General features: G+C 63.7%; 23 protein-coding genes. 18 read left to right on the forward strand and 5 right to left on the reverse strand.

Annotated features, from left to right (window positions below):
• Positions 1-36 precede the first annotated feature (36 nt).
• The 7 genes from PSEMAI1_RS0103360 to rplI all read left to right on the forward strand — a co-directional run bounded on the left by PSEMAI1_RS0103360 (position 37) and on the right by rplI (position 2,599).
• A complete protein-coding gene (locus tag PSEMAI1_RS0103360; protein WP_024301501.1) occupies positions 37-342 on the forward strand; it encodes a metal-sensitive transcriptional regulator in 306 nt (101 codons plus the stop codon).
• Between the two features lie 30 nt (positions 343-372).
• Positions 373-684: a hypothetical protein gene (locus PSEMAI1_RS0103365; protein WP_024301502.1), complete on the forward strand. Its 312-nt coding sequence runs from the start codon at positions 373-375 to the stop codon at positions 682-684.
• Between the two features lie 13 nt (positions 685-697).
• Positions 698-907, forward strand: coding sequence for a heavy-metal-associated domain-containing protein (locus PSEMAI1_RS0103370; RefSeq protein ID WP_024301503.1), 210 nt, complete (start codon positions 698-700; stop codon positions 905-907).
• Between the two features lie 298 nt (positions 908-1,205).
• Positions 1,206-1,583, forward strand: a complete 378-nt coding sequence (gene rpsF / locus PSEMAI1_RS0103375; RefSeq protein WP_024301504.1) for a 30S ribosomal protein S6 — start codon at positions 1,206-1,208, stop codon at positions 1,581-1,583.
• 13 nt (positions 1,584-1,596) lie between these two features.
• On the forward strand, positions 1,597-1,896 hold the full coding sequence (gene priB, locus PSEMAI1_RS0103380; protein ID WP_024301505.1) for a primosomal replication protein N: 300 nt from the start codon (positions 1,597-1,599) through the stop codon (positions 1,894-1,896).
• 5 nt (positions 1,897-1,901) lie between these two features.
• Complete coding sequence (rpsR, locus tag PSEMAI1_RS0103385) at positions 1,902-2,129, forward strand: 30S ribosomal protein S18 (protein ID WP_008953312.1); 228 nt, start codon at positions 1,902-1,904, stop codon at positions 2,127-2,129.
• 20 nt (positions 2,130-2,149) lie between these two features.
• Entirely contained in the window at positions 2,150-2,599 is a 450-nt protein-coding gene (gene rplI / locus PSEMAI1_RS0103390) for a 50S ribosomal protein L9 (protein WP_024301506.1), read from the forward strand.
• A gap of 228 nt (positions 2,600-2,827) precedes the next feature.
• On the opposite strand, the gene PSEMAI1_RS0103395 is transcribed toward rplI, so the two are convergent.
• Entirely contained in the window at positions 2,828-3,163 is a 336-nt protein-coding gene (locus PSEMAI1_RS0103395; protein WP_029770474.1) for a DUF2322 family protein, read from the reverse strand.
• A gap of 572 nt (positions 3,164-3,735) precedes the next feature.
• Positions 3,736-4,287, reverse strand: coding sequence for a hydrolase (locus PSEMAI1_RS0103400; RefSeq protein WP_024301508.1), 552 nt, complete (start codon positions 4,285-4,287; stop codon positions 3,736-3,738).
• A gap of 181 nt (positions 4,288-4,468) precedes the next feature.
• On the opposite strand from PSEMAI1_RS0103400, the gene PSEMAI1_RS0103405 reads away from it, so the two are divergent.
• Positions 4,469-7,309, forward strand: a complete 2,841-nt coding sequence (locus PSEMAI1_RS0103405; RefSeq protein ID WP_232219822.1) for an FAD-binding and (Fe-S)-binding domain-containing protein — start codon at positions 4,469-4,471, stop codon at positions 7,307-7,309.
• 117 nt (positions 7,310-7,426) lie between these two features.
• Here PSEMAI1_RS0103405 and PSEMAI1_RS0103410 read toward each other — a convergent pair whose 3' ends face one another.
• A complete protein-coding gene (locus PSEMAI1_RS0103410; protein ID WP_024301510.1) occupies positions 7,427-8,209 on the reverse strand; it encodes an IclR family transcriptional regulator in 783 nt (260 codons plus the stop codon).
• A 358-nt stretch (positions 8,210-8,567) separates the two neighbouring features.
• On the opposite strand from PSEMAI1_RS0103410, the gene PSEMAI1_RS0103420 reads away from it, so the two are divergent.
• The 10 genes from PSEMAI1_RS0103420 to PSEMAI1_RS0103465 all read left to right on the forward strand — a co-directional run bounded on the left by PSEMAI1_RS0103420 (position 8,568) and on the right by PSEMAI1_RS0103465 (position 19,018).
• Positions 8,568-9,515 (forward strand): hydroxymethylglutaryl-CoA lyase, encoded by a 948-nt coding sequence (locus PSEMAI1_RS0103420; RefSeq protein ID WP_024301512.1) that lies wholly within the window; start codon positions 8,568-8,570, stop codon positions 9,513-9,515.
• On the forward strand, positions 9,512-10,714 hold the full coding sequence (locus tag PSEMAI1_RS0103425) for a CaiB/BaiF CoA-transferase family protein (RefSeq protein WP_024301513.1): 1,203 nt from the start codon (positions 9,512-9,514) through the stop codon (positions 10,712-10,714). Before PSEMAI1_RS0103420 ends, PSEMAI1_RS0103425 begins: the two co-directional genes overlap by 4 nt.
• Entirely contained in the window at positions 10,711-11,691 is a 981-nt protein-coding gene (locus PSEMAI1_RS0103430; RefSeq protein ID WP_024301514.1) for a tripartite tricarboxylate transporter substrate binding protein, read from the forward strand. The genes PSEMAI1_RS0103425 and PSEMAI1_RS0103430 overlap by 4 nt, the downstream gene beginning before the upstream one ends.
• A 100-nt stretch (positions 11,692-11,791) precedes the next feature.
• Positions 11,792-12,748: a tripartite tricarboxylate transporter substrate binding protein gene (locus PSEMAI1_RS0103435; protein WP_024301515.1), complete on the forward strand. Its 957-nt coding sequence runs from the start codon at positions 11,792-11,794 to the stop codon at positions 12,746-12,748.
• Between the two features lie 56 nt (positions 12,749-12,804).
• Positions 12,805-13,704: an SMP-30/gluconolactonase/LRE family protein gene (locus PSEMAI1_RS0103440; RefSeq protein ID WP_029770476.1), complete on the forward strand. Its 900-nt coding sequence runs from the start codon at positions 12,805-12,807 to the stop codon at positions 13,702-13,704.
• An 81-nt stretch (positions 13,705-13,785) separates the two neighbouring features.
• Complete coding sequence (locus PSEMAI1_RS0103445) at positions 13,786-14,250, forward strand: tripartite tricarboxylate transporter TctB family protein (protein WP_029770477.1); 465 nt, start codon at positions 13,786-13,788, stop codon at positions 14,248-14,250.
• A gap of 14 nt (positions 14,251-14,264) precedes the next feature.
• A complete protein-coding gene (locus PSEMAI1_RS0103450) occupies positions 14,265-15,770 on the forward strand; it encodes a tripartite tricarboxylate transporter permease (RefSeq protein WP_024301516.1) in 1,506 nt (501 codons plus the stop codon).
• A 68-nt stretch (positions 15,771-15,838) separates the two neighbouring features.
• Positions 15,839-16,585 carry a TerC family protein gene (locus tag PSEMAI1_RS0103455; protein WP_024301517.1) on the forward strand — a complete coding sequence of 249 codons (747 nt, stop codon included), beginning with the start codon at positions 15,839-15,841 and terminating at the stop codon, positions 16,583-16,585.
• 139 nt (positions 16,586-16,724) lie between these two features.
• On the forward strand, positions 16,725-18,347 hold the full coding sequence (locus PSEMAI1_RS0103460) for an MFS transporter (protein ID WP_024301518.1): 1,623 nt from the start codon (positions 16,725-16,727) through the stop codon (positions 18,345-18,347).
• A gap of 158 nt (positions 18,348-18,505) precedes the next feature.
• Entirely contained in the window at positions 18,506-19,018 is a 513-nt protein-coding gene (locus PSEMAI1_RS0103465) for a GNAT family N-acetyltransferase (protein ID WP_024301519.1), read from the forward strand.
• A gap of 99 nt (positions 19,019-19,117) precedes the next feature.
• Here the strand turns inward: PSEMAI1_RS0103465 and PSEMAI1_RS0103470 are convergent, their stop codons facing one another.
• Positions 19,118-20,362 (reverse strand): uracil-xanthine permease family protein, encoded by a 1,245-nt coding sequence (locus PSEMAI1_RS0103470; protein ID WP_024301520.1) that lies wholly within the window; start codon positions 20,360-20,362, stop codon positions 19,118-19,120.
• 144 nt (positions 20,363-20,506) lie between these two features.
• On the reverse strand, positions 20,507-21,139 hold the full coding sequence (gene upp / locus PSEMAI1_RS0103475) for a uracil phosphoribosyltransferase (protein ID WP_024301521.1): 633 nt from the start codon (positions 21,137-21,139) through the stop codon (positions 20,507-20,509).
• Between the last annotated feature and the right edge of the window lie 14 nt (positions 21,140-21,153).

A 21,153-nucleotide genomic window follows, 5' to 3' on the forward strand; every position in this document is an offset into this window, starting at 1 on the left:
AATGCCGGATTGCCATCCCCATACCGAGGAGTCGTCATGCAGTGCTGTGACCAGGAAACCCCGGGCAGCGACAAGCTGGTCGTGCAACCCAACAAGAGCGCCCTGCTCAAGCGCCTGGCGCGGATCGAAGGGCAGGTGCGCGGCATCAGCGGCATGATCGACGGCGACCGCTACTGCGTCGACGTGCTGACCCAGATCGCCGCGGTGAAATCGGCGCTGGACGCGGTGTCGCTGCAACTGCTGGAAAACCATATGAAAGGCTGCGTGGCGCAGGCGCTGCGCGCCGGCGACGCCACCGGCGTGGTGACCGAGCTGATCGACGTGGTCAAGAAGGTGCGCTGACGCTGCCGCCCTGGGCGGCGGGAGGTGAACATGGACAAGCTGGTGCGCGGGTTGCGCCTCGCGCTGTGTTGCGGGCCGCTCTTCGCGGTGGCGGCGCCGATTCCGTTCAACATCTACATCCGGCTCGACACCGGCATGAGCGAGGCTGAGGTACTCGAGCTGACCGGGCCGCCCGACTACGTCAGCGATGGCGGTACGGTGCGCTACCGCACGCGGCACGGCTTCGCCTGGGGCGACCGCAAGAGCATGACCTGGTACGCCGACGGCGCCGAACCGCATACCACCACCATCACCTTCCGCAATGGGCGGGTGAGTGATATCGAGCGACACAAGAAGTTCTGAGAAAGGAGTCTTCATGGAAAAAATCATCCTGCATGTCGAAGGTATGACCTGCAACGGCTGCGCCAACAGTATCAAGAACGCGCTGGGGGGCCTGGAAGGAGTGCGCCAGGTCGAGGTCGACCTGGCGAGTGGCAAGGTCGAAGTTTTGTGCGACGCCGGTATGCCGACACGCGGCATGCTGGCGGAGGCGGTGAGTGATGCCGGTTACGACGTGGTCGGCTGAGAGCTTGTGAATAAATCTGCTGTGCCCCCCAATCCCGGCCCTGCGATGCTCGCCGTACCATTTGTACGGCTGTGCTTCTCGATCCGGCCTTGGGGCGCTCGCAACGATTTCTTCAACAAGCTCGGCACCGTGGTTTAGACGTTTCGGTATCCACACCACAGCCGCCGGACCTGAATCAACGGTCCGGCGGCTGTTTTCATTGCCGTGGCGCGCAAAGGTGCGTAGAATTCTGCGGTTCTCAACCCTTGCCTTTTCGCTACCGCATGACGGAAAGGCTTTATAGCCACAAGGAGTTCACATGCGTCATTACGAAATCGTGTTCATCGTCCATCCGGACCAGAGCGAACAGGTTCCGGCCATGATCGAGCGCTACAAGGGCATGGTTCTGGCCGCTGAAGGCAAGATCCATCGTCTGGAAGACTGGGGTCGCCGTCAACTGGCTTACCCGATCCAGAAGCTGCACAAGGCTCACTACGTTCTGATGAACGTCGAGTGCCAAGCAGAGACCCTGGCCGAGATCGAACACGCCTTCAAATTCAACGACGCCGTTCTGCGCCACCTGACCATCAAGCTGGACCGCGCCGTGACCGAACCGTCCCCGATGATGAAGGACGAGAAGGCTAAGAACCTGCTGGAACCGCAACAGCCGGCTGCCGAGGCTGAAGTCGCTGCCTGATAGCGGCACTGCCTTGCAGAACCAGCTGGTACTGACCGCCGCTGTCGAACGCGAAGAGGCGCTGAGATACACCCCCGCCGGCTTGCCGGTATTGGAAATGTGGCTCAGGCATCAATCGCGGCAGCGTGAAGCGGGCTTCGAGAGGGACGTGAGCTGCGAAGTTCAGGCACTCCTGATCGGTGAAGCGGGCCGGAAGTTTTCCGGTAGCCTGGCAGGCAAGATGGTGACCGTCAGCGGTTTCCTCAGCCAGCGCAGCCTGCGCAACCCGCGGTTGGTACTGCATATCGAACACGTTGAATTTGTAAAAGGTTAGTCAAAATGGCTCGTCAACTCTTCAAGCGCAAGAAGTTCTGCCGTTTCACGGCAGAAGGCATCAAGGAAATCGACTACAAATCCGTTGATCTCCTGAAGGATTTCATCGCCGAAAACGGCAAGATCATCCCGTCCCGCATCACCGGCACCAAGGCTCGCTATCAGCGTCAGCTGACCACCGCGATCAAGCGCGCGCGCTTCCTGGCCTTCCTGCCGTACACCGACCAACACTAAGCCGGGAAAGGATCGACAAGATGCAAATCATTCTGCTCGAAAAAGTGGCCAACCTGGGTCAACTGGGTGACGTGGTTAAAGTCAAGGACGGTTACGCCCGTAACTTCCTGATCCCGCAAGGCAAGGCCAAGCGCGCTACCGCCGCCAACCTGGAAGCCTTCGAAGCTCGCCGCGCCGAACTGGAAGCCAAGCAAGCCGAAATCCTGGCCGATGCCCAGGCCCGTGCCGAGAAGCTGGCCGACGCCACCATCACCATCGCCCAGAAGGCCGGTGTGGATGGCCGTCTGTTCGGCTCCGTGACCAACGTCGACATCGCTGAAGCCGTTACCGCCTTCGGCGTGCCGGTGAAGCGTTTCGAAGTTCGCCTGCCGAACGGCCCGCTGAAGGCCATCGGCGAGTATGAGCTGGAAATCGCCCTGCACCACGACGTCGTGGTGGCGATCAAGGTGGTCGTGACCCCGGAAGCCTGATTCCCGGTTACCCGCCTGACGAAAAAGCCCGCACATGTGCGGGCTTTTTCTATTTCCGAATCCAGGCGGATCGAGATGGCTTAGAGCCGTTAACAAAACCCAGTGCAACGGTCTTGGCTAGGCGTGCGGCTGCAGAAAACGAGGCGTAGCCGAAGTTTCTGCGAAGCTACAGTACAAGTAGTACGGCCAAGCCGCACAACAACGCCAAGAGGGTTTTGTTAGCGGCTCTTAGTCACCCTGCAGTACGATGCGCGCCTTCAGGCCGGGAGCGCCGCCTTCGGCGATGGCGAGCAGGCGGTCGATGTTGGGGTGCTTGCCGGGATTGAGGCGAGCGTCGGCGGTATGCTCGGCGTAGAGCGCCAGCCCTTCTTCCGCCGCTGCGCGGTCGATGTGGCCGAAGCGCTGTACCAGCGCGTAGTAGACCTTGACCGAGCCGGCGGTGCCGGGCTGGTTTTCCAGGCGGGCCTGCTGCTCGTCGTGCTCGTCGAGCAGCACCAGCGCGGCGATGCCGGTGGTGTCGGGTAGGCTGGCCAGGATGTCCTTAAAGCTGGTTGTGGTGGTCATCACGTTTTCCTCGATGGTAGGTGGGATGGGGCAGGGCGGCTTGTCCTCGGCATCGCCGTCGATGGGGTGCAACACGCCCTGAAATGCGGTGTCGGCCTCATTTTACCATCACGCTCCGCTGAGCCGTTTTCGCAAACGATGGTGGAGGGTGCTGGCTCCGGCGCTGTCGGAGGGGGAACGAAGGGCGAGGCTTGAAATTCCTGGCACGCGGTTTGCTTTATAGGTAGCGGTTGTCCAGCGTGCCGCTGCCATGATGCAGGGGTAAGGGGGAGTTTTGCACCGATTTGGTGTCATTCCCGTGTAGTTATGGTGATTTATGCACCATAGCAGTGCACGCAGCAGAGCCAAGTCTGCACTTTCAGCCCGCCGAGGCCAGAAGTGGAAGCAATAGGGGAGAACTAGAACGGCTCAGCCGTCATCTCGCGAAAAGAAGGTTGGCCGAAGCGTTTCGGCCAACCTTTCGTTTTTGGTGCCGCCCGTTCTGTTTCAGGGCCGGCGGCCCGTCATGCCGTTTTATTCAGCCCGCCTTCCATACACAGGACCATCGCCTGGGCTCGAAAGGGAAGGGGCTTTCAGGGCTGCTCGCCTTGCAGGTAGCGTTTGCTCATGGCGCGGAACAGCTCGGTGCCGGCTTCGCGCAGCAGCTCGAACAGCACCATCTCGCGGCTCACCAGCACCGCGCCCGCGTCGCGCATGCGTTGCAGTCCCAGCTCGATATCGTGCGGGGAACGGCTTGCCACCGCGTCGGCGACGACAAACACCTGCTTTCCGGCTTCCAACAGTTCCAGCACCGTCTGCAGCACGCAGACGTGGGTTTCCATGCCGCACACGATGACCTGGGGACGCGCCAGCAACTCGTCCGGCAGGCACTCGCCGGCCACGCAGGAGAAATGCCGCTTGGCCACCACCGGCGCGGCGGGGGCGGCGGCCAGCAGTTCGGGCACGGTATGGCCGAGCCCCTGCGGATACTGTTCGGAGAACACCACCGGCAGCCCGGTGTCGTGCGCCACGCCGAGCAGCCAGCGCACCCGGGCGATCATGCCAGCGGGGTCCACCACCGCCGGCACCAGCTTTTGTTGGACGTCGACCACCAGCAAGGTGGCGTTGTCGCGTTGCATCAACATGAGGTGTATCCTCGTTCCGTGACGAACCAGCCTTGAGCCTAGCAGCCGTGCCGCCGGCACCGCAAGACGGCGTCGGACCAAGGGCTATCCCTTGATGGGGCGCTCGGGGAAATGTGGCACCATCGCGCCATCGACAATAGCACGCGCGTGGACGCTGGCGGTTCGCGACGCAGGAGGAGAGATGGCCATGTTGCAGGGCGCGTATCGCGAGTTTCACCAACGCTTGCAGGAACATGTCGAACCGCGGCGGATTTACACCGACCCGCTTTCCACCCTGGCCTACGGCACCGATGCCTCCTGTTACCGGCTGACGCCGAAGATCGTGGTCAAGACCCAGGACGAGGCCGAAGTGCGGACCATCCTCGCGCTGGCGGCCGAGCTCGCGCTGCCGGTCACCTTCCGCGCCGCCGGCACCTCGCTGTCCGGCCAGGCGGTGAGCGATTCCATCCTGGTGGTGGCGAGCTACGGCTGGAAGGGCATCGAGGTGCTCGACGGCGGGGCGGCGATCCGGCTGCAGCCGGGTGTGGTCGGCGCCGCCGCCAACGCCGCGCTGGCGCCTTTCGGGCGCAAGATCGGCCCGGACCCGGCCACCATCAACTCGGCCATGATCGGCGGCATCGTCAACAACAACTCCAGCGGCATGTGCTGCGGCACGGCGCAGAACAGCTACCAGACCCTGCGCGCCATCCGCGTGGTGCTGGCCGACGGCACCGTGCTCGACACCGCCGACGCCGCGAACGTCGCGGCGTTTCGCGCCAGCCACGCCGAGCTGCTCGGGCAACTGGCGGCTCTGGCGGCGCGGGTGAAGGACGACGCCGAACTGGCCGCTAAAATCCGCCGCAAGTACAAGATGAAGAACACCACGGGCTACAGCCTCAATGCCCTGGTGGACTTCGTCGACCCGCTCGACATCCTCGCCCACCTGATCGTCGGCAGCGAGGGCACGCTGGCCTTCGTCTCCGAAGTGACCTACCACACCGTGGTCGAGCACGCCCACAAGGCCTCGGCCCTGGTGTTCTACCCCACCATCAAGGCCGCCTGCGACGCGGTGCAGGTGCTGGCGCAGCACAAGGACGTGGTGGCGGCGGCGGAACTGCTGGACCGGGCGAGCCTGCGCTCGGTCGAGAACAAGGTTGGCGTGCCGGAGCTGATCAGGACGCTGTCGGAAGACGCCGCCGCGATCCTGATCGAAACCCGCGCCGCCGATCCGGCCGCGCTGTCGGCCAACGTGGCGGCGATCACCGGTTTCATCGGCCATATCGACACCCTGACCGGCGTGAACTTCACCGACGTGCCCGCCGAGTACACCCAGCTGTGGAACATCCGCAAGGGCATGTTCCCCAGCGTCGGGGCGATGCGCGCCGCCGAGACCACGGTGATCATCGAGGACGTGGCGTTTCCAATCGAGCACCTGGCTGAAGGCACCTTGGCCTTGCAGGCGCTGTTCAAGCAGTTCCGCTACGACGAGGCGATCATCTTCGGCCACGCGCTGGAGGGCAACCTGCACTTCGTGTTCACCCCCAACTTCTCCGGGGCCGAAGAAGTCGCCCGCTACGAGGCCTTCATCGAGGCGGTGTGCCGGCTGGTGGCGGTGGACTACGAGGGGGCGGTCAAGGCCGAGCACGGCACCGGCCGCAACATGGCGCCGTTCGTCGAGATGGAATGGGGCCCGGTGGCGTACCGCGTGATGCAGGAGATCAAGGCGATCTTCGATCCGCAGGGCCTCCTCAACCCCGATGTGATCCTGACGCGCGACGCCCTGCTGCACGTCAAGGACCTCAAGCCGATCCCGGTGGTCGACGCCCTGGTCGACAAGTGCATCGAGTGCGGCTTCTGCGAAGTGATGTGCCCGAGCCGCGCCATCACCCTGACGCCGCGCCAGCGCATCGTCGCCAACCGCGAGATGGCGGCACTGCGCAGTGCCGGAGATGCTCCGGAGCGCCTGGCCGAGCTGGAAGCACTGTACCAGTACGCCGGCGACGAGACCTGCACCACCTGCGGTCTGTGCGAAACCGCCTGTCCGGTCGGCATCAACACCGGCAAACTGACCTCGCAGATCCGCCAGAGCCATCAAACCGACGTCGGCCGGGCCGCAGCCAACTGGCTGGCCGGTCACTACGACACCGCGACACGTGGCGCCCGGCTCGGTCTGAAAGTGCTGGACGCGACTCACGCCGTGACTGGCGATGCCGTCACCGGCGCCATGATGCACGGCCTGCGCCGCGTGTTCGGCCGCCGCATTCCGCACTGGACGCCGTACTTCCCGCGCGCGGCGGCCAAGCCGCGCCTGGCCGAGGGCCGCTCCGCCAGCGAGCGCAAGGTGGTGTACCTGCCATCCTGCCTCACCCGCACTTTCGCCCCGTCCACCGCCATGCCCGATCCGCGTCCGCTCAACGAGGTGGTGGCCTCGGTGCTGGGCAAGGCCGGCTACCGGCTGATCTATCCGGCCGGGTTGGACAATCTGTGCTGTGGCACGCCGTTCAAGTCCAAGGGGGCGCTGGACGCCGCCGCCGCCAAGCTGGCCGAACTCAAGGCAGCGCTGTTGGCGGCGAGCGACAACGGCCGCTGGCCGGTGATCGTCGACAACGGCGTGTGCACCGCGGCGATGCTGGACGGCATCCGTGACGAGCGCCTGCACATCGTCGATGTCACCACCTTCATCGAAACCGTCGCCGCCGAGCACCTGGAGTTCGCCCCCCTCGACGAGCACGTCGCGCTGCACGTGGTGTGCTCGATGAAGCGGCTAGGCCAGGGCGCCACGCTCAACGCACTGGCGCGGCGCTGCTCGAACCGGGTCACCGAGCCCGCCGGCATCACCTGCTGCGGCTTTGCCGGCGACAAGGGCTTCTCCCATCCCGAGCTGAACGCCTCGGCGCTGACCGGGCTGAAGGAGCAGGTGGGCGGCTGCTGCGGCGGCTTCTCCACCAGCGCCACCTGTGAGATCGGCCTGTCGGAACATGCCGGCATTCCCTACCAGCACCTGATGTATCTGGTGGATAGGGCGACGCGCAGCAAGGGCTGAGTCGGGGCTGGTGCAACGCGACAACGCCGCCCTTGGGGCGGCGTGATCGTTGTCAGCTTGGCCGATACGTTTGTCTGTGTTCGCAATGGCCGTGGAGGAGGGCTCGTTTGTCCCGCTTCATGGCGTAGGAAACGGTACCGTGTCCAGTTGCTCTAGACTATGAGCGAACACGCCCGGATCACCTCCCAGCGCTGCGGTGACCTGTGCCCCAGCGGCAAGCAGTAAGCGGCAGGCGTTGCGCATGGGGGCAACCGAGCCGATGCGCTCCTTCGGTCCGGACACGGTCAGTGCCCCTTGTAGCTCCTGCCCGATGCCGAAAACCGGGACGGATGCTGAGGCGGTTTCCGGATCGCGCTCACCATAAGATACGCACCACAGCCGTTCTCGTGCTTCTTCAAAGCCTTTCGGGTGCGGCTGACTGAAAGCTTGCAATACCTTGCCCGATGCACCGTGTTCGATGGGAAACCGTTCTCCTTCCCGCACCGAAAAGCGGACGGTACGTGATGGCTCCACCCGATGCAGCACGATTCGGCTGTTACCCTGCCGGACGTAAAATGACGACGTTTCGCCGCTTTCTTTGGACAACTGCTGTAGCACCGGCTGGATGACGTGCTTTACACGGAAGGAGTCCTGATAAATCTGTGCCAGTCGCAGTGGTTCGGGGCCGACCGAGTAATTGCCGTCGGGCAGCTTGCGTACGAAGCCGCCGTACTCCAATGAACCGAGCAGGCGCAGGATCGTGCTCTTGTATAGTCCGGTTCGACGCGCCAACTCAGCGAGAGAGACTGCTTCCTCTCCTGCTCTGAAGCAGTGAAGAATGGAAAAGGCACGCTCCAGGGCCGCTACACCGCTGGCCTTGCCCCATTCGGTGTTTTGTTCGTCAGTATGCTGTTCTGTCATGCAGTCCATGCTAGTAAAGCCATTCCATGGCCGTCAAGCTCCTCATCCCGTCTCTGATCTGAGTGCTTTCCTGGCAGGCCTTGTCTTGCTGCTGTGATGTGCCTTTCATCTCCGGATTGTTTCGACCGGACTTGTCGTGGGCACCGTGTCTACCTGGCGCCATCCTTTCATGTTCCGTTATGTCGTCGCGAGCTGGCATGTCATTTCCCTGTTCCCTTGCCTGGCACAGGCTTGACAAGCCGTAGTCACCTCCCTATAGTCATTTCAATAAACAGAACATCGTTCTGTTAGACAGAACGTGCGAATGGGGCGATGGCGCAGTCCCGTCAAATGAGGTCGCCACCAGAAGGAGTTCGGGATGGAGGAAGAAGTGGACGTTTTGGTCAGTGAAGTCGGTCCGCGTGACGGGCTGCAGAGTATCAAGCGGGTGATGCCGACCGAGGTGAAGCATCGCTGGATCAAGGCGCTGGCTGCAGCCGGCCTGCGTGAGATCGAAGTGGGATCGTTCGTGTCGCCCAAGCTGCTGCCGCAGATGGCCGATGCCGAAGCTGTGGTGTGCGAGGCGATCAAGATTCCGCGACTAAAGGTGCTGGCGCTGGTGCCCAATCTGAAAGGGGCCGAACGGGCCATCGCGGCTGGTGCGCCCAAGCTGACGCTGCCGGTCTCGGCCTCACGCGAGCACAGCCTGAAAAACATCAATATGACGCCGGAACAAGCGATCGCCCAGGTGGCGCAGTTACGTGCACTGTGTGACAGCTTGCCTGCCGGGCAGCGTCCGGGGATAGAAGTGGGTATCTCCACGGCCTTCGGCTGCACGCTGGAAGGCCCGGTCTCCGAGGACTGGGTGATCGAGATGGCGGTGATGCTGGCCAACAACGGCGCCGATTCGATCGGCCTTTCCGATACCACCGGCTATGCCAACCCGGCCCAGGTACGCCGTCTGTTTACCCGGCTATTTGCCGAAATCGGCGACAAGGCCGGCGGCGCTCACCTGCACAACACCCGCGGCCAGGGGCTGGCTAACGTGGTAGCCGCCCTGGAAGCCGGTGTCACCACCTTCGATGCCTCGCAAGGCGGGCTGGGTGGCTGCCCGTACGCACCCGGTGCCACCGGCAATATCGTCACCGAAGACCTGGTGTTCCTGCTGGAGTCGATGGGGCTGCGCACTGGCGTCGATCTGGACAAGTTGATCGCTGCCCGTAGCTTGATTGCTGAAGGACTGCCCGGCGAGCCGATCTACGGCTTCGTACCGGATGCCGGTCTGCCCAATGGATTCGTCTATGCCGGGGGGAGGGCAGCCGCATGAGTATGAAACTTCCCCTGGAAGGCGTGCGTGTCGTCGAATTCGTGCACATGGTGATGGGACCGACCTGCGGTTTGCTGCTGGCCGATCTGGGCGCCGAGGTGATCAAGGTCGAACCGGCGCCGCAAGGCGACAACACCCGTCGCTTGAGCGGTTCGGGTGCCGGCTATTGGATGACCTACAACCGCAACAAGAAAAGCTTGGCCGTCGATCTCAAGTCCGTCGAAGGCATGGCCGCCGTCACGGCGCTGCTCGCTACTGCCGACGTGGTGACAGAAAACTTCCGCCCTGGTGCGATGGACAAGCTGGGCCTCGGTTACGAAGACGTCAAGGTGTTGAATCCGGACGTGATCTATTGCTCGATGAAGGGCTTCCTTCCGGGGCCTTACGATCACCGCACTGCGCTCGACGAAGTGGTGCAGATGATGACCGGGCTGGCCTACATGACCGGACCGGAGGGCCGTCCGCTGCGGGCCGGAGCCTCGGTTAACGACGTCATGGGCGGCATGTTCGGCGCGGTGGCCATCCTCGCCGCGCTGTACGAGCGCAAAAACACTGGCAAAGGTCAGTTTGTGCAGTCCGGCCTGTACGAGAACTCGGTGTTCCTCGTTGCCCAGCACATGATGCAGTACGCGGTCACCGGCAAACCGGCCGCGCCGATGCCGAGCCGGATTTCGGCATGGGCCATCTATGACGTCTTTGCCACCGGCGACGGAGAGCAGGTGTTTGTCGGGGTGGTCAGCGATTCTCAATGGCAGGTGTTCTGTGAAGCGTTTGGCTTTTCCGAACTGGCGGCGGATACGACGTTGGCTCTGAACAACCAGCGGGTCGAGGCACGCGACCGCATCCTGCCGGTGGTGCGCGAGCATTTTGGTCTCATGGGCAAGCAGGAACTGATGGCCATCTGCGAGCGGGCCGGCCTGCCGTTTGCGCCGATCCGGCGTCCGCAAGACTTGTTCGAAGATCAGCACCTGCTGGAGTCGGGCGGCATGACCCCGGTCACCTTGCCCGATGGCCGCAGCGTCATGGTGCCGATGCTGCCATTCGAGATGGATGGCCGCCGCTTCGGTGCACGGCTGGATGTGCCGCTGCCGGGCAGTCACTCCCGTGAGTTATTGCAGGAGTTGGGTTATTCGCAGCAAGAGGTGGAACGCCTGTTGGCGGCCAAGGTGGTTTTAGACAATAGAGGAGACATGCAATGAAAAGACGTCCATTTTGCACTTTGCTCGGCCTGATGGTGCTCAGTGTTGGCCTGTCGCAGGGGGCGCTGGCCGAAGACAAGTGGCCGAGCAAGCCGATCCGCCTGATCGTGCCGATGACCCCGGGGGGCGGTACCGACATCCTGGCGCGGCAGATTGCCGAAAAGATTGGCGCCTCTTCCAAGTGGACCATTGTCGTCGAAAACAAACCGGGTGCCGGCGGCAACATCGGGCTCGATGCGGTGGCCAAGGCAGCGCCTGACGGTTACACCATCGGGATGGGACAGTCGTCCAATCTCACGGTGAATCAGGCCATCTACCCGAAGATGCCGTTCGACGCGCAGAAGGATTTTGCCCCGATCTCGCTGGTGGCGGCGCAGCCGGTGGTGCTGGTAGTACGTGCCGATTCGCCTTACCGCAAGATGGCCGACCTGGTGAGTGCGGCAAAGGCCAAGTCCGGGAGTCTGACGATGGCTTCGGCGGGAGCGGGGACGATAGGTCACTTGTCCGGGGAACTGCTGGCCGATCGTGCTGGAGTCAAGTTCGTGCATGTGCCTTACAAGGGCATCGGCCCGGCGCTGACCGATCTGCTGGGAGGACAGGTCGACTTCACCTTCAGTACCCCGGCATCGGTGGTAGGCATGTTGAAGGCGGGAAAGCTGCGTGCCCTCGCGGTGAGTTCGGCTAGGCGCGTCAACATCTTGCCGGGTATCCCCACGATCGCCGAATCGGGTTACCAGGGTTTCGTCACCGAATCGTGGTATGGCCTGGTCGCGCCCAAGGGAACCCCGGCAGCCGTTGTCACGGCCTTGAACGCCGAGGTGGCCAAGGCGCTGAACAACCCCGCTATGGTCGAAAAACTGGTGGCGGAAGGTGGTCAACCTCGCTGGACGGCTCCGAAGGATTTCTCGGCCTTGATCAAGGCGGATCAGGACAAATGGGGATCCATCGTGCGCCAAGCCGACATCAAGCTGGATTGAAACAGCCAGACGGGATAGTGGCCTAGCTCGGCTATCCCGTGCGGGCCTCCTGTTGCATGTTGTATAGCGAGTAGAAAACCTATTGGAGGAGAACGCCAACATGAAATTCCTGAAACGGGCCGTCGCACTGGCTGCAGCCTGCACCACCTTGGTCAGTGGGCCTTCCTACGCAGACAAGCCGGCGACCATCATCGTTCCCTACGGCGCGGGCGGTACCGTCGACATCTCCGCGCGCATCGTCGCCCAGGGGCTGTCAGAAGCCGGAAAGACGGCCATCGTCGAGAACCGCGCCGGGGGTGGAGGCGTGATTGGCTGGGGGGCCGCCGCCAAGGCTGCGCCGGATGGCCAGACTCTGCTGATGATCGATACCTCGTTCGCCATGGCGGAAGCCTTGCTGCCGGGGCTGCCCTTCGATCCGAAGAAAGACTTCGCGCAGATCACCACCGTGGCGAAGGTACCGTACGTGATGGTGGTGACCCCGTCGTTGCCCGTCAAATCGGTGAAGGAACTGATTGCCCTGTCCAAGGCGAAACCCGGTTCCATCTACTACGGTTCCGGAGGTACCGGATCATCCACTCATCTGGGAGCCGAGCTGTTCCAGAGCCTGAGCGGAGCGGACATCACCCACGTTCCGTACAAGGGTGCCGCCGCGGCCATGCAAGACCTGATGGGTGGCCAAGTGCAGGTGTTGTTCACGGCGATTCCCACCGCACTGCCGCATATCAAGTCCGGTAAGCTGCGCGCCCTGATGGTATCGAGCGCCAAACGGGTGGCCTTGTTGCCCGATGTGCCTTCTGCTCCCGAAGCCGGAGTACCCAAGATGATTGCCGATAACTGGGTCGGTCTGGCCGTCCCGGGCGCCACCTCCAAGGAAATCATGGCGAAGTGGCACAAGGACATCGCCGTTGCGCTGAAAGCCCCCGCGTCGCACAAGCGTTTCGAGGAACTTGGGCTGACGGTCGTGGCTAACTCGCCAGCGGAAGCTGCCGGGTTTGTCGGCAGTGAAATCAAGCGTTGGGGCGACTTGGTCGGGAGCAACAAGATCAAGCCCGAGTAACGTGTCTGACGCCATGGCTGGGAATCGTTGTTCCTGCCGTGGCCAGAGGAGTGCCGATGTTTCTGTTCCAACAGCCCACGGTGCTGGAGACCGAGGTATTCAGCGCCATGCCCTTACAGTTGCGCCGTGACCGGCGTTCGGCCTGGGCGGATGCCAACAAGGCCGGTGCCTGTATCGATTGCTTTCTCGAGGGGCCGGTGTTCGACACGGACGGCAACCTCTATGTCACCGATATTCCCCACGGTCGCGTTTTCCGCATTTCACCGGACGGGGTGTGGAATACGGTCGCGGAATACGACGGAGAGCCGAACGGTCTCAAGTTCCACCCGGACGGCGATCTGGTCATCGCCGATTACCTGAACGGGCTGATGCGGCTGGATCCGGTGTCGGGTAAGGTCACGCCGTGGCTGACGCGCCGCAATGCCGAGCGCTTCCGAGGCGTTAATGACTTGGTGTTCGCGACCAATGGCGACATGTATTTCACCGACCAGGGGCAGACCGGTCTGCATGATCCGACTGGGCGGGTTTACCGGCTGTGCGCCGATGGCCGGCTCGATCTGTTGCTCGATAACGTGCCCAGCCCCAACGGTGTTGCGCTGTCGCCGAACGAACACGTGCTGTACGTGGCCGCGACACGTGGCAACTGCGTCTGGCGCGCGCCGCTGATGGACGACGGCAGCGTGTCGAAGGTCGGTCAGTTCTTTACCTTTTATGGCGCTAGTGGCCCGGATGGTCTGGCGACCGATCACGACGGCAACTTGGTGGTGGCGCATGCCAGCCTGGGGGCAGCCTTCGTGTTGAACCAGCGCGGGGAGCCGCTCTACGTGCTGAAGAGCGTGGCCGGGCATACCGTCACCAACATTGCTTTCCAGGGTGTGGACAAGCGGACGCTGTATCTCACCGAGGCCGAGACCGGCACCATCCTGCGTGCAGCGCTGCCAGCTAGCGGTAGTTAACAGTCAAACCGGCCCCTCTTCCCCTTGAGGGATAGGACAACGACAACGGGCCGGTTGATCAATGGAGAATGGAGACAATTCATGAGTTCAGTAATAAAGGGTCCAAAGGATTTCTGGACCGGCGTACTGTACGTGCTGGTTGGCGGGGCAGGGGTGTATATCGCCCAGGATTACGGCACGGGAGAAGCGGCCCGCATGGGCCCCGGTTACTTTCCCACCGTGCTGGGTGGCCTGCTGCTGCTGTTCGGCCTGGTTGCCATAGGACGTTCTTTCTTCCGCGCCGGCGAAGCGATCGGCCATATCCCCTGGAAGCCGATCAGTTTGGTGATCGGTGCCACGGTGCTGTTCGGCCTGTTGCTCAGGCCGGTGGGACTGGTTGTCGCCATGCTAGCGCTGATTCTACTCAGCGCCGCCGCCAGTAGCCAATTCCGCTTCGAGTGGCGCGCCAGCGTGGCCATGATTGCGCTCATCGCCGCGTGTTCCCTGGTATTCGTCAAGGGCCTGGGTGTGCCGATGCCCCTGCTCGGTTCCTGGTTCGGTGCCTGAGAGGGACGTGCGTCATGGATTTGCTCAATAGTCTCATCATGGGCCTGCAAACGGCGGGCAGTCTCGCCAACCTGATGTACTGCCTGATAGGGGTGTTTCTCGGCACCGCCATCGGTGTGCTGCCGGGGCTGGGGCCGACCGCCACCATCGCCATGCTGCTGCCGATCACCTTCGGTTTGCCGCCAGAATCGTCGCTGATCATGCTGGCCGGAATTTACTACGGTGCCCAGTACGGTGGCTCCACCACCGCCATCCTGGTCAACCTGCCGGGCGAGGCCTCGTCGGTGATCACCGCGCTGGATGGCTACCAGATGGCCCGTCAGGGCCGCGCCGGCAAGGCGCTGGCCACCGCGGCCATCGGCTCGTTCTTCGCCGGTACCGTATGCACCGTGCTGATCGCGGTGGCGGCACCCGCGTTGGCCGACGTGGCGCTCAAGTTCGGCCCGGCCGAGTACTTCTCGCTGATGGTGTTGGGCCTGGTCGCCTCGATCGTGCTGGCCAGCGGTTCGCTGCTGCATGCCTTGGGCATGATCATGCTCGGCCTGCTGCTGGGCATGATCGGTACCGACGTCAACTCTGGCGTGATGCGCTACACCTTCGACGTACCGGAACTCTCCGATGGTATCAGCTTCGTCGCCATCGCCATGGGGGTGTTCGGCCTGGGCGAGATCATTGCCAACCTGCAGCACGAAACCACGCGTAGCGTCATGCAAAGCAAGGTGGCCGGCCTGATGCCGAGCCGGGACGATCTCAAGCGCATTGTCGCCCCGGTGCTGCGTGGCACCGGGCTGGGTGCGGTGCTGGGCATCCTGCCGGGGGGCGGTGCGATGCTGGCTTCGTTTGCCTCGTACGCGCTGGAGAAGAAAGTTTCGAAGAACGCGGCCGAGTTTGGTAATGGCGCGATCGAGGGCGTCGCCGCTCCCGAAGCGGCCAACAACGCCGGTGCGCAGACCTCGTTCATTCCGATGCTGACTCTGGGGATTCCGTCCAACCCGGTAATGGCGCTGATGATCGGGGCGATGATTATCCAGGGCATCCAGCCGGGGCCGTCGGTCATCACCGAACAACCGGTGCTGTTCTGGGGCCTGATCGCCTCGATGTGGGTCGGCAACCTGATGCTACTGGTGCTGAACCTGCCGCTGGTCGGGCTGTGGGTCAAGATGATCTCGGTACCGTACCACCTGCTATATCCGGCGATCCTGGTGTTTTGTGCGATCGGGGTGTTCAGCCTGAACAACACCGAGTTCGATGTCTACCTGATGGCGGTGTTCGGGGTGCTGGGCTATGTCTTCCGCAAACTCGAGTGCGAACCGGCGCCGCTGATGCTGGGCTTCATCCTGGGGCCGATGATGGAAGAGTTCCTGCGTCGCGCCTTGTTGCTGTCCAAAGGGGACCCAATGGTGCTGGTTAGTCGTCCGCTCAGCGCCACGATGCTGGTGCTGGCCGTGGCGGCGCTGGCTGCTGTGCTGTCGCCAGTCGTGCGCAAGAAGCGTGAAGAGGCTTTCCACGAGGAAGACTGACCCTATGCCAACACGCCGCCATTCGTTTGAGGTGGCGGCGCCATGCTTAACTCAAGTAAAGGCAAGACATGCTGGAGTTTTTGTTAGATGCCACCTTCTGGCTGGCCGTGGTGCAGATCATTGCCATCGACATCCTGCTGGGCGGCGACAATGCCGTGGTAATCGCGCTGGCCTGCCGCAAGTTGCCGGAAGCACAGCGCCGCAAGGGGATTTTCTGGGGCGTGGCCGGGGCCATCGGCCTGCGCATCGTGCTGATCTTCTTTGCGCTGCAATTGTTGTCGCTGCCGTTCCTGAAGGTGGTCGGCGCGCTGCTGTTGCTGTGGATCGGCGTCAAGCTGCTGCAGCCGGAAGACGACGACGGCCACGGCAACATCGAGGGTAGCGCCCATCTGTGGGGCGCGATCAAGACCATCATCGTGGCCGACGCCGTGATGAGCCTGGACAACGTCATCGCCGTGGCCGGCGCCGCCAAGGGCGAGCTGGGGCTGGTGGCGTTAGGTATCGTCATCAGCATCCCGATCATCGTCTGGGGCAGCCAGTTCGTGCTCAAGCTGATGGACCGTTTCCCGGTGGTGATCACGCTGGGCGCGGCCTTGCTAGGCTGGATCGCCGGCGACATGGTGGTGGGTGATGTGATGGTCAAGCCCTACCTGGCCGACGCGCCGCACTGGCTGCACTACGCCTCGGCTGCGGCGGGTGCGGTGTTGGTGGTGGCGGTCGGCAGCACGCTCGCCAAACATCAGTGCGGGGTTCCGCCGGTGCAGCTTGAACAGGCGGTGGGCATTCCGGCGGAGGAGCCGCTACGTGAACGATGAGGAACGGATCATGCTGAAAATAATGATGCCGGTGGACGGCCCGCTCCCGCAGCCATCCCGGGTGAGGGCCGGGGATTGATAATGGTGGCGTTGGGGCCATTGCCGGGCTGGCTTGGCGACCGATCATCCGGGATATCCCATGCATTTATCCAGTGATTCGACTCCTTCTGCCGCCCGGGTGCAACAGCCAGTCTGGTCACCGCTCAGGCAGCCGGTGTTCCGCCTGCTGTGGGGAACCTGGCTGACAGCCAACATCTGCATGTGGATGAACGATGTCGCCGCGGCCTGGCTGATGACCTCGCTCAGTTCCACTCCGGTGATGGTTGCGTTGGTGCAGGCGGCCTCGACCTTGCCGGTCTTTCTTTTGGGCGTGCCCAGCGGTGCATTGGCGGACATTGTCGATCGGCGCCGCTACTTCATCGTCACCCAGTTCTGGGTGGCGGCGGTGGCAGTGGCCTTGTGCCTGACCACCTTCCTGGGCGTGCAGAGCGCACCGTTGCTGCTGGTGCTCACCTTTGCCAACGGCATCGGCCTGGCGATGCGCTGGCCGGTGTTCGCCGCCTTGGTACCGACGCTGGTGCCTCGTCCGGAGTTGCCCGGCGCACTGGCCCTCAACGCCGTTGCGATGAACCTGTCCCGCATCATCGGCCCGATCGTGGCCGGCGCTGTCATCGCCGCCGGCGGAAGTGGCCACGTGTTCCTGCTCAATGCCGTGCTGTCGATCTGCGTCGGCCTGCTGCTGCTGACTTGGCGCTACGAGCAGAAGATCAGTGTGCTGCCCAGCGAGCGATTCTTCGGTGCAATCTGGGTGGGGTTGCAGTATGTCAGGCAGTCGCCCGAGATCCACGCCGTGCTGTGGCGGGTGTTCACCTTCTTCACGCTGTCCATCGCCTTGTTGGCGCTATTGCCGCTGATCGCCAAGGGTTTCCCGGGCGGTGACGCCGGCACCTTCACCCTGCTGCTCGCGGCGATGGGCGGAGGCGCCGTGGTCGCGGCATTCATGCTGCCGCGCCTGCGCCAGATCATGACGCGCGATACGCTGGTCGCCTACGGCACCTTGCTGCATGCGGCGACGACGTTGATCGTCGCCCTCGCTCCTCATCCCTGGCTGGCCACGCTGGCGCTGCCGGTCGCCGGCATGGCCTGGATTTCGGTGGCCAATTCGCTAACCGTATCGGTGCAGGCTGCGTTGCCGGATTGGGTCAGGGCGCGCGGCATGTCGATCCACCAGATGACCATGATGGGGGGCAGCGCCTTGGGGGCCGCTCTGTGGGGGCAGGTGGCCACCTTCGCCGATGTGCGTCAGGCACTGGTGCTGGCGGCTGCTGCCGCCGTGGTGGGGCTGCTGGCTACCCGCCGCTTCAAGCTGGGTGGGCTCACCGGTGAAGACAAGACGCCGGTGCGCCTGTGGCAGGCGCCGGAAGTGGCCATTCCGATTGAGCCGGAGCAGGGGCCGGTGCTGATCACGGTCGAATATCGCATCGATCCGGCCCGTGCTGTGGAATTTGCCGAACTGATGCGCGAGACGCGGCGCGCCCGGCTGCGCAATGGTGCGCTGTCGTGGGAACTGTTCCACGACACCTCCGAGCCCGGTGTCTACATCGAACACTTCACCGACAGCTCGTGGGTTGAATACATGCGGCGCAACCAGCGCGCTACGGCGGCAGACATTGCGCTGCGGGAGCGACGCCACGCCTTGCACCTTGGGGAGGAACCTCCGCGCATCCGGCGTTATATCGCCGAGCCAATGGCCCGGGGCTGATGGGGCTCCAGGCCGGCATCCATGCCACCGGGTTCAAGTGAATCCGGACAAGTGGCCGAAGGGGGCCCTTGTGGGCAAGGCCCGGTCTTTGTCATGATGGTCGGCGGGGACGGCGTCGGCGATCCCGAGCCGTCTCCGCCTCATTCACCGGAGACCCCATGAGCTATCCCATCCGCCGCGTCGAGCTTGGCGACGCTCCGGCCTTGCAGGCCCTGTTCTGCTGCCCTTCGGTCATTCGCAACTCGTTGCAGCTGCCGTATCCCTCGCTGGCCCACTGGGAGAAGCGCCTGGCCGAGATACCGGACGATACGCACGCGCTAGTGGCCTGTGACGGCGCCAACCGCGCCATCGGCTATGGAGCCCTGCTCCAGGCGCCGCAGAAGCGCCGATCCCATACCGCCTCGCTGGCGCTGGTGGTGCACGAAGATTGGCAGGGCAAGGGCGTGGGGCGCCAGTTGATGGGCGCGCTGCTCGATTACGCCGACGACTGGCTCGGCCTGACCCGGCTGGAACTGCACGTCTACGCCGACAACGAGCGGGCCATCGCGCTCTACCGGCAGCTGGGATTCGAAGAAGAAGGGCGCTTGCACGCCGACTCGTTCCGTGACGGCGAGTACGTCGACGGTCTGCTGATGGCACGATTGCGCGGGGCGCTGGCCAGGCGTGGTTGAGGATCGGCGCAAGGGGCATCGGCCCCGCCGCCGCACACACAAACAACCCGCACCGTGACGACGCGGGTTGTTTGCTTCAAGGCTAGGCCGAAGCCGTGGCTACAGATCCTGCCCCTCGACGATGCCGTCGTGGGTGGCGGAATGCCTGGGCAGGATCAGGTTCAGTACGATCGCCAACAGCGAGCACAGGCCGACGCCGGCCAGTCCGAACGAGCCCAGCTTCAGCTCCAGCCCGCCGATGCCGGCGGTCAGCACCACCGAGATGATCACCAGGTTGCGCGGCTCCATCAGGTCGACCTTGGCTTCGATCAGCGTTTTCAGGCCGATCGAGGCGATGGTGCCGAACAGCAGTACCATGATGCCGCCCATCACCGGCATCGGGATCGACTGCAACAGCGCGTTGAACTTGCCGAAGAAGGCCATGGCGATGGCGAACAGCGCCGCCCAGGTCATCACCACCGGGTTGAAGTTGCGCGTGATCATCACCGCGCCGGTGACCTCGGCGTAGGTGGTCACCGGCGGGCCGCCGATCAGGCCGGCCAGGCACACACCCAGGCCGTCGCCGCTCAGCGTGCGGTGCAGGCCGGGGGTCTGGGTGTAGTCCTTGCCGGTGACGCCGCCGATCGCCATCACGCCGCCGATGTGCTCGATGGCCGGGGCGATCGCCACCGGCAGCATGAACAGCGCCGCCGCCCAGTTCACTTCAGGGCTATGGAATTGCGGCACCGCGAACCACGGTGCATTGGCCAGCTTGGCGAAATCGACCACGCCCAGCAGCGCCGCCACGATATAGCCGACGGTGACGCCGGCCAGGATCGGTACCAGCTTGAACATGCCGCGCGCGAAGATCGACACCACGATGGTGGTGGCGAGCGACACCGCGGCCAGCAGCAGCGAGGTCTCGTACGGCATCACCTGCTGGCCGCCGGCGCGGCCCATCGCCATGTTCGAGGCGGCGCCGGCCACGCTCAAGCCGATGATCATGATCACCGGGCCGATCACCACCGGCGGCAGCAGGCGGTTGACCAGCTCCATGCCGCGCCACTTGACGATGGCGGCGAACACGAAGTACATGAAGCCGGCGCAGAACAGGCCGAACATGGTGGCGCCCATGCCCCAGGTCTGCATCGAGTAGATGATCGGGCCGATGAAGGCGAACGAGGAGCCGAGGAAGATCGGCACCTGGCGGCCGGTGGTGAGCTGGAACAGCAAGGTGCCGAGGCCGGCGCCCAGCAGGGCCATGGCCGGGTTGAGCCCGGTGAGCAGTGGCACCAGCACCAGGGCGCCGAAGGCGACGAACAGGATCTGGGCTCCCGATACCGCCGTCTTGAGTTGTTGGAACATGAAAGCCCCTTATTGTTAGCGTTGGGTAGTGGATTCGGAGCCTGTGAAGGAAACCGCCGCGCGCGGTCCTCTGCGAGCGCTCCGCAGGCGCCAAGCGGCACCGTAGCCCCGTTCAGGGATGCGCAGCCGATTCCCCACAAGCGCTCAGTTGTGCTTGGTGCCGAAGATCTTGTCGCCGGCGTCGCCCAGGCCCGGGATGATGTAGCCGTGCTCGTTGAGGTGGTTGTCGAGCGAGGCGGCCACGATCTGCACGTCTGGGTGCGCGGCATTGACCACCTTCACGCCTTCCGGTGCTGCCACCATCACCACTGCCTTGATGTGCTTGCAGCCCTTGCGCTTCAACAGATCGATGGTGGCGACCATCGAGCCGCCGGTGGCCAGCATCGGGTCGATGATGATGGCGATGCGCTCGTCGAGGTTGTCGACGAATTTATCGAAGTAGGGCACCGGCTCCAGCGTCTCCTCGTTGCGGTAGAGCCCGACCACGCTGATCTTGGCCGACGGCACCAAGTCGAGCACGCCGTCCAGCATGCCGAGGCCGGCGCGCAGGATCGGCACCACGGTCACCTTCTTGCCCTTGATCTGCTGCACCTCGATCGGGCCGCACCAGCCCTCGATGGTGACGGTCTCCAGCTCGAAGTCGCGCGTGGCCTCGTAGGCCAGGAGGCGGGCCAGCTCCTGGGTCAGCTGGCGGAATTTCATCGTGCTGATGGCGCCTTCGCGCAGCAGCCCGAGCTTGTGCTGCACCAGCGGGTGGTGCACTACGGTGATGTTCATGCGGCTTCCTTGCT

Origin of the sequence: Pseudogulbenkiania sp. MAI-1, from assembly GCF_000527175.1 — a bacterium.
GTDB lineage: Bacteria > Pseudomonadota > Gammaproteobacteria > Burkholderiales > Chromobacteriaceae > Pseudogulbenkiania.

Coding starts and splice junctions, on each gene's coding strand:
- PSEMAI1_RS0103360 (WP_024301501.1), top strand. CDS start 37: ATGCAGTGCTGTGACCAGGAAACCCCGGGCAGCGACAAGCTGGTCGTG.
- PSEMAI1_RS0103365 (WP_024301502.1), top strand. CDS start 373: ATGGACAAGCTGGTGCGCGGGTTGCGCCTCGCGCTGTGTTGCGGGCCG.
- PSEMAI1_RS0103370 (WP_024301503.1), top strand. CDS start 698: ATGGAAAAAATCATCCTGCATGTCGAAGGTATGACCTGCAACGGCTGC.
- rpsF (WP_024301504.1), top strand. CDS start 1,206: ATGCGTCATTACGAAATCGTGTTCATCGTCCATCCGGACCAGAGCGAA.
- rpsR (WP_008953312.1), top strand. CDS start 1,902: ATGGCTCGTCAACTCTTCAAGCGCAAGAAGTTCTGCCGTTTCACGGCA.
- rplI (WP_024301506.1), top strand. CDS start 2,150: ATGCAAATCATTCTGCTCGAAAAAGTGGCCAACCTGGGTCAACTGGGT.
- PSEMAI1_RS0103395 (WP_029770474.1), bottom strand. CDS start 3,163: ATGACCACCACAACCAGCTTTAAGGACATCCTGGCCAGCCTACCCGAC.
- PSEMAI1_RS0103400 (WP_024301508.1), bottom strand. CDS start 4,287: ATGTTGATGCAACGCGACAACGCCACCTTGCTGGTGGTCGACGTCCAA.
- PSEMAI1_RS0103405 (WP_232219822.1), top strand. CDS start 4,469: ATGGCCATGTTGCAGGGCGCGTATCGCGAGTTTCACCAACGCTTGCAG.
- PSEMAI1_RS0103410 (WP_024301510.1), bottom strand. CDS start 8,209: ATGACAGAACAGCATACTGACGAACAAAACACCGAATGGGGCAAGGCC.
- PSEMAI1_RS0103420 (WP_024301512.1), top strand. CDS start 8,568: ATGGAGGAAGAAGTGGACGTTTTGGTCAGTGAAGTCGGTCCGCGTGAC.
- PSEMAI1_RS0103425 (WP_024301513.1), top strand. CDS start 9,512: ATGAGTATGAAACTTCCCCTGGAAGGCGTGCGTGTCGTCGAATTCGTG.
- PSEMAI1_RS0103430 (WP_024301514.1), top strand. CDS start 10,711: ATGAAAAGACGTCCATTTTGCACTTTGCTCGGCCTGATGGTGCTCAGT.
- PSEMAI1_RS0103435 (WP_024301515.1), top strand. CDS start 11,792: ATGAAATTCCTGAAACGGGCCGTCGCACTGGCTGCAGCCTGCACCACC.
- PSEMAI1_RS0103440 (WP_029770476.1), top strand. CDS start 12,805: ATGTTTCTGTTCCAACAGCCCACGGTGCTGGAGACCGAGGTATTCAGC.
- PSEMAI1_RS0103445 (WP_029770477.1), top strand. CDS start 13,786: ATGAGTTCAGTAATAAAGGGTCCAAAGGATTTCTGGACCGGCGTACTG.
- PSEMAI1_RS0103450 (WP_024301516.1), top strand. CDS start 14,265: ATGGATTTGCTCAATAGTCTCATCATGGGCCTGCAAACGGCGGGCAGT.
- PSEMAI1_RS0103455 (WP_024301517.1), top strand. CDS start 15,839: ATGCTGGAGTTTTTGTTAGATGCCACCTTCTGGCTGGCCGTGGTGCAG.
- PSEMAI1_RS0103460 (WP_024301518.1), top strand. CDS start 16,725: ATGCATTTATCCAGTGATTCGACTCCTTCTGCCGCCCGGGTGCAACAG.
- PSEMAI1_RS0103465 (WP_024301519.1), top strand. CDS start 18,506: ATGAGCTATCCCATCCGCCGCGTCGAGCTTGGCGACGCTCCGGCCTTG.
- PSEMAI1_RS0103470 (WP_024301520.1), bottom strand. CDS start 20,362: ATGTTCCAACAACTCAAGACGGCGGTATCGGGAGCCCAGATCCTGTTC.
- upp (WP_024301521.1), bottom strand. CDS start 21,139: ATGAACATCACCGTAGTGCACCACCCGCTGGTGCAGCACAAGCTCGGG.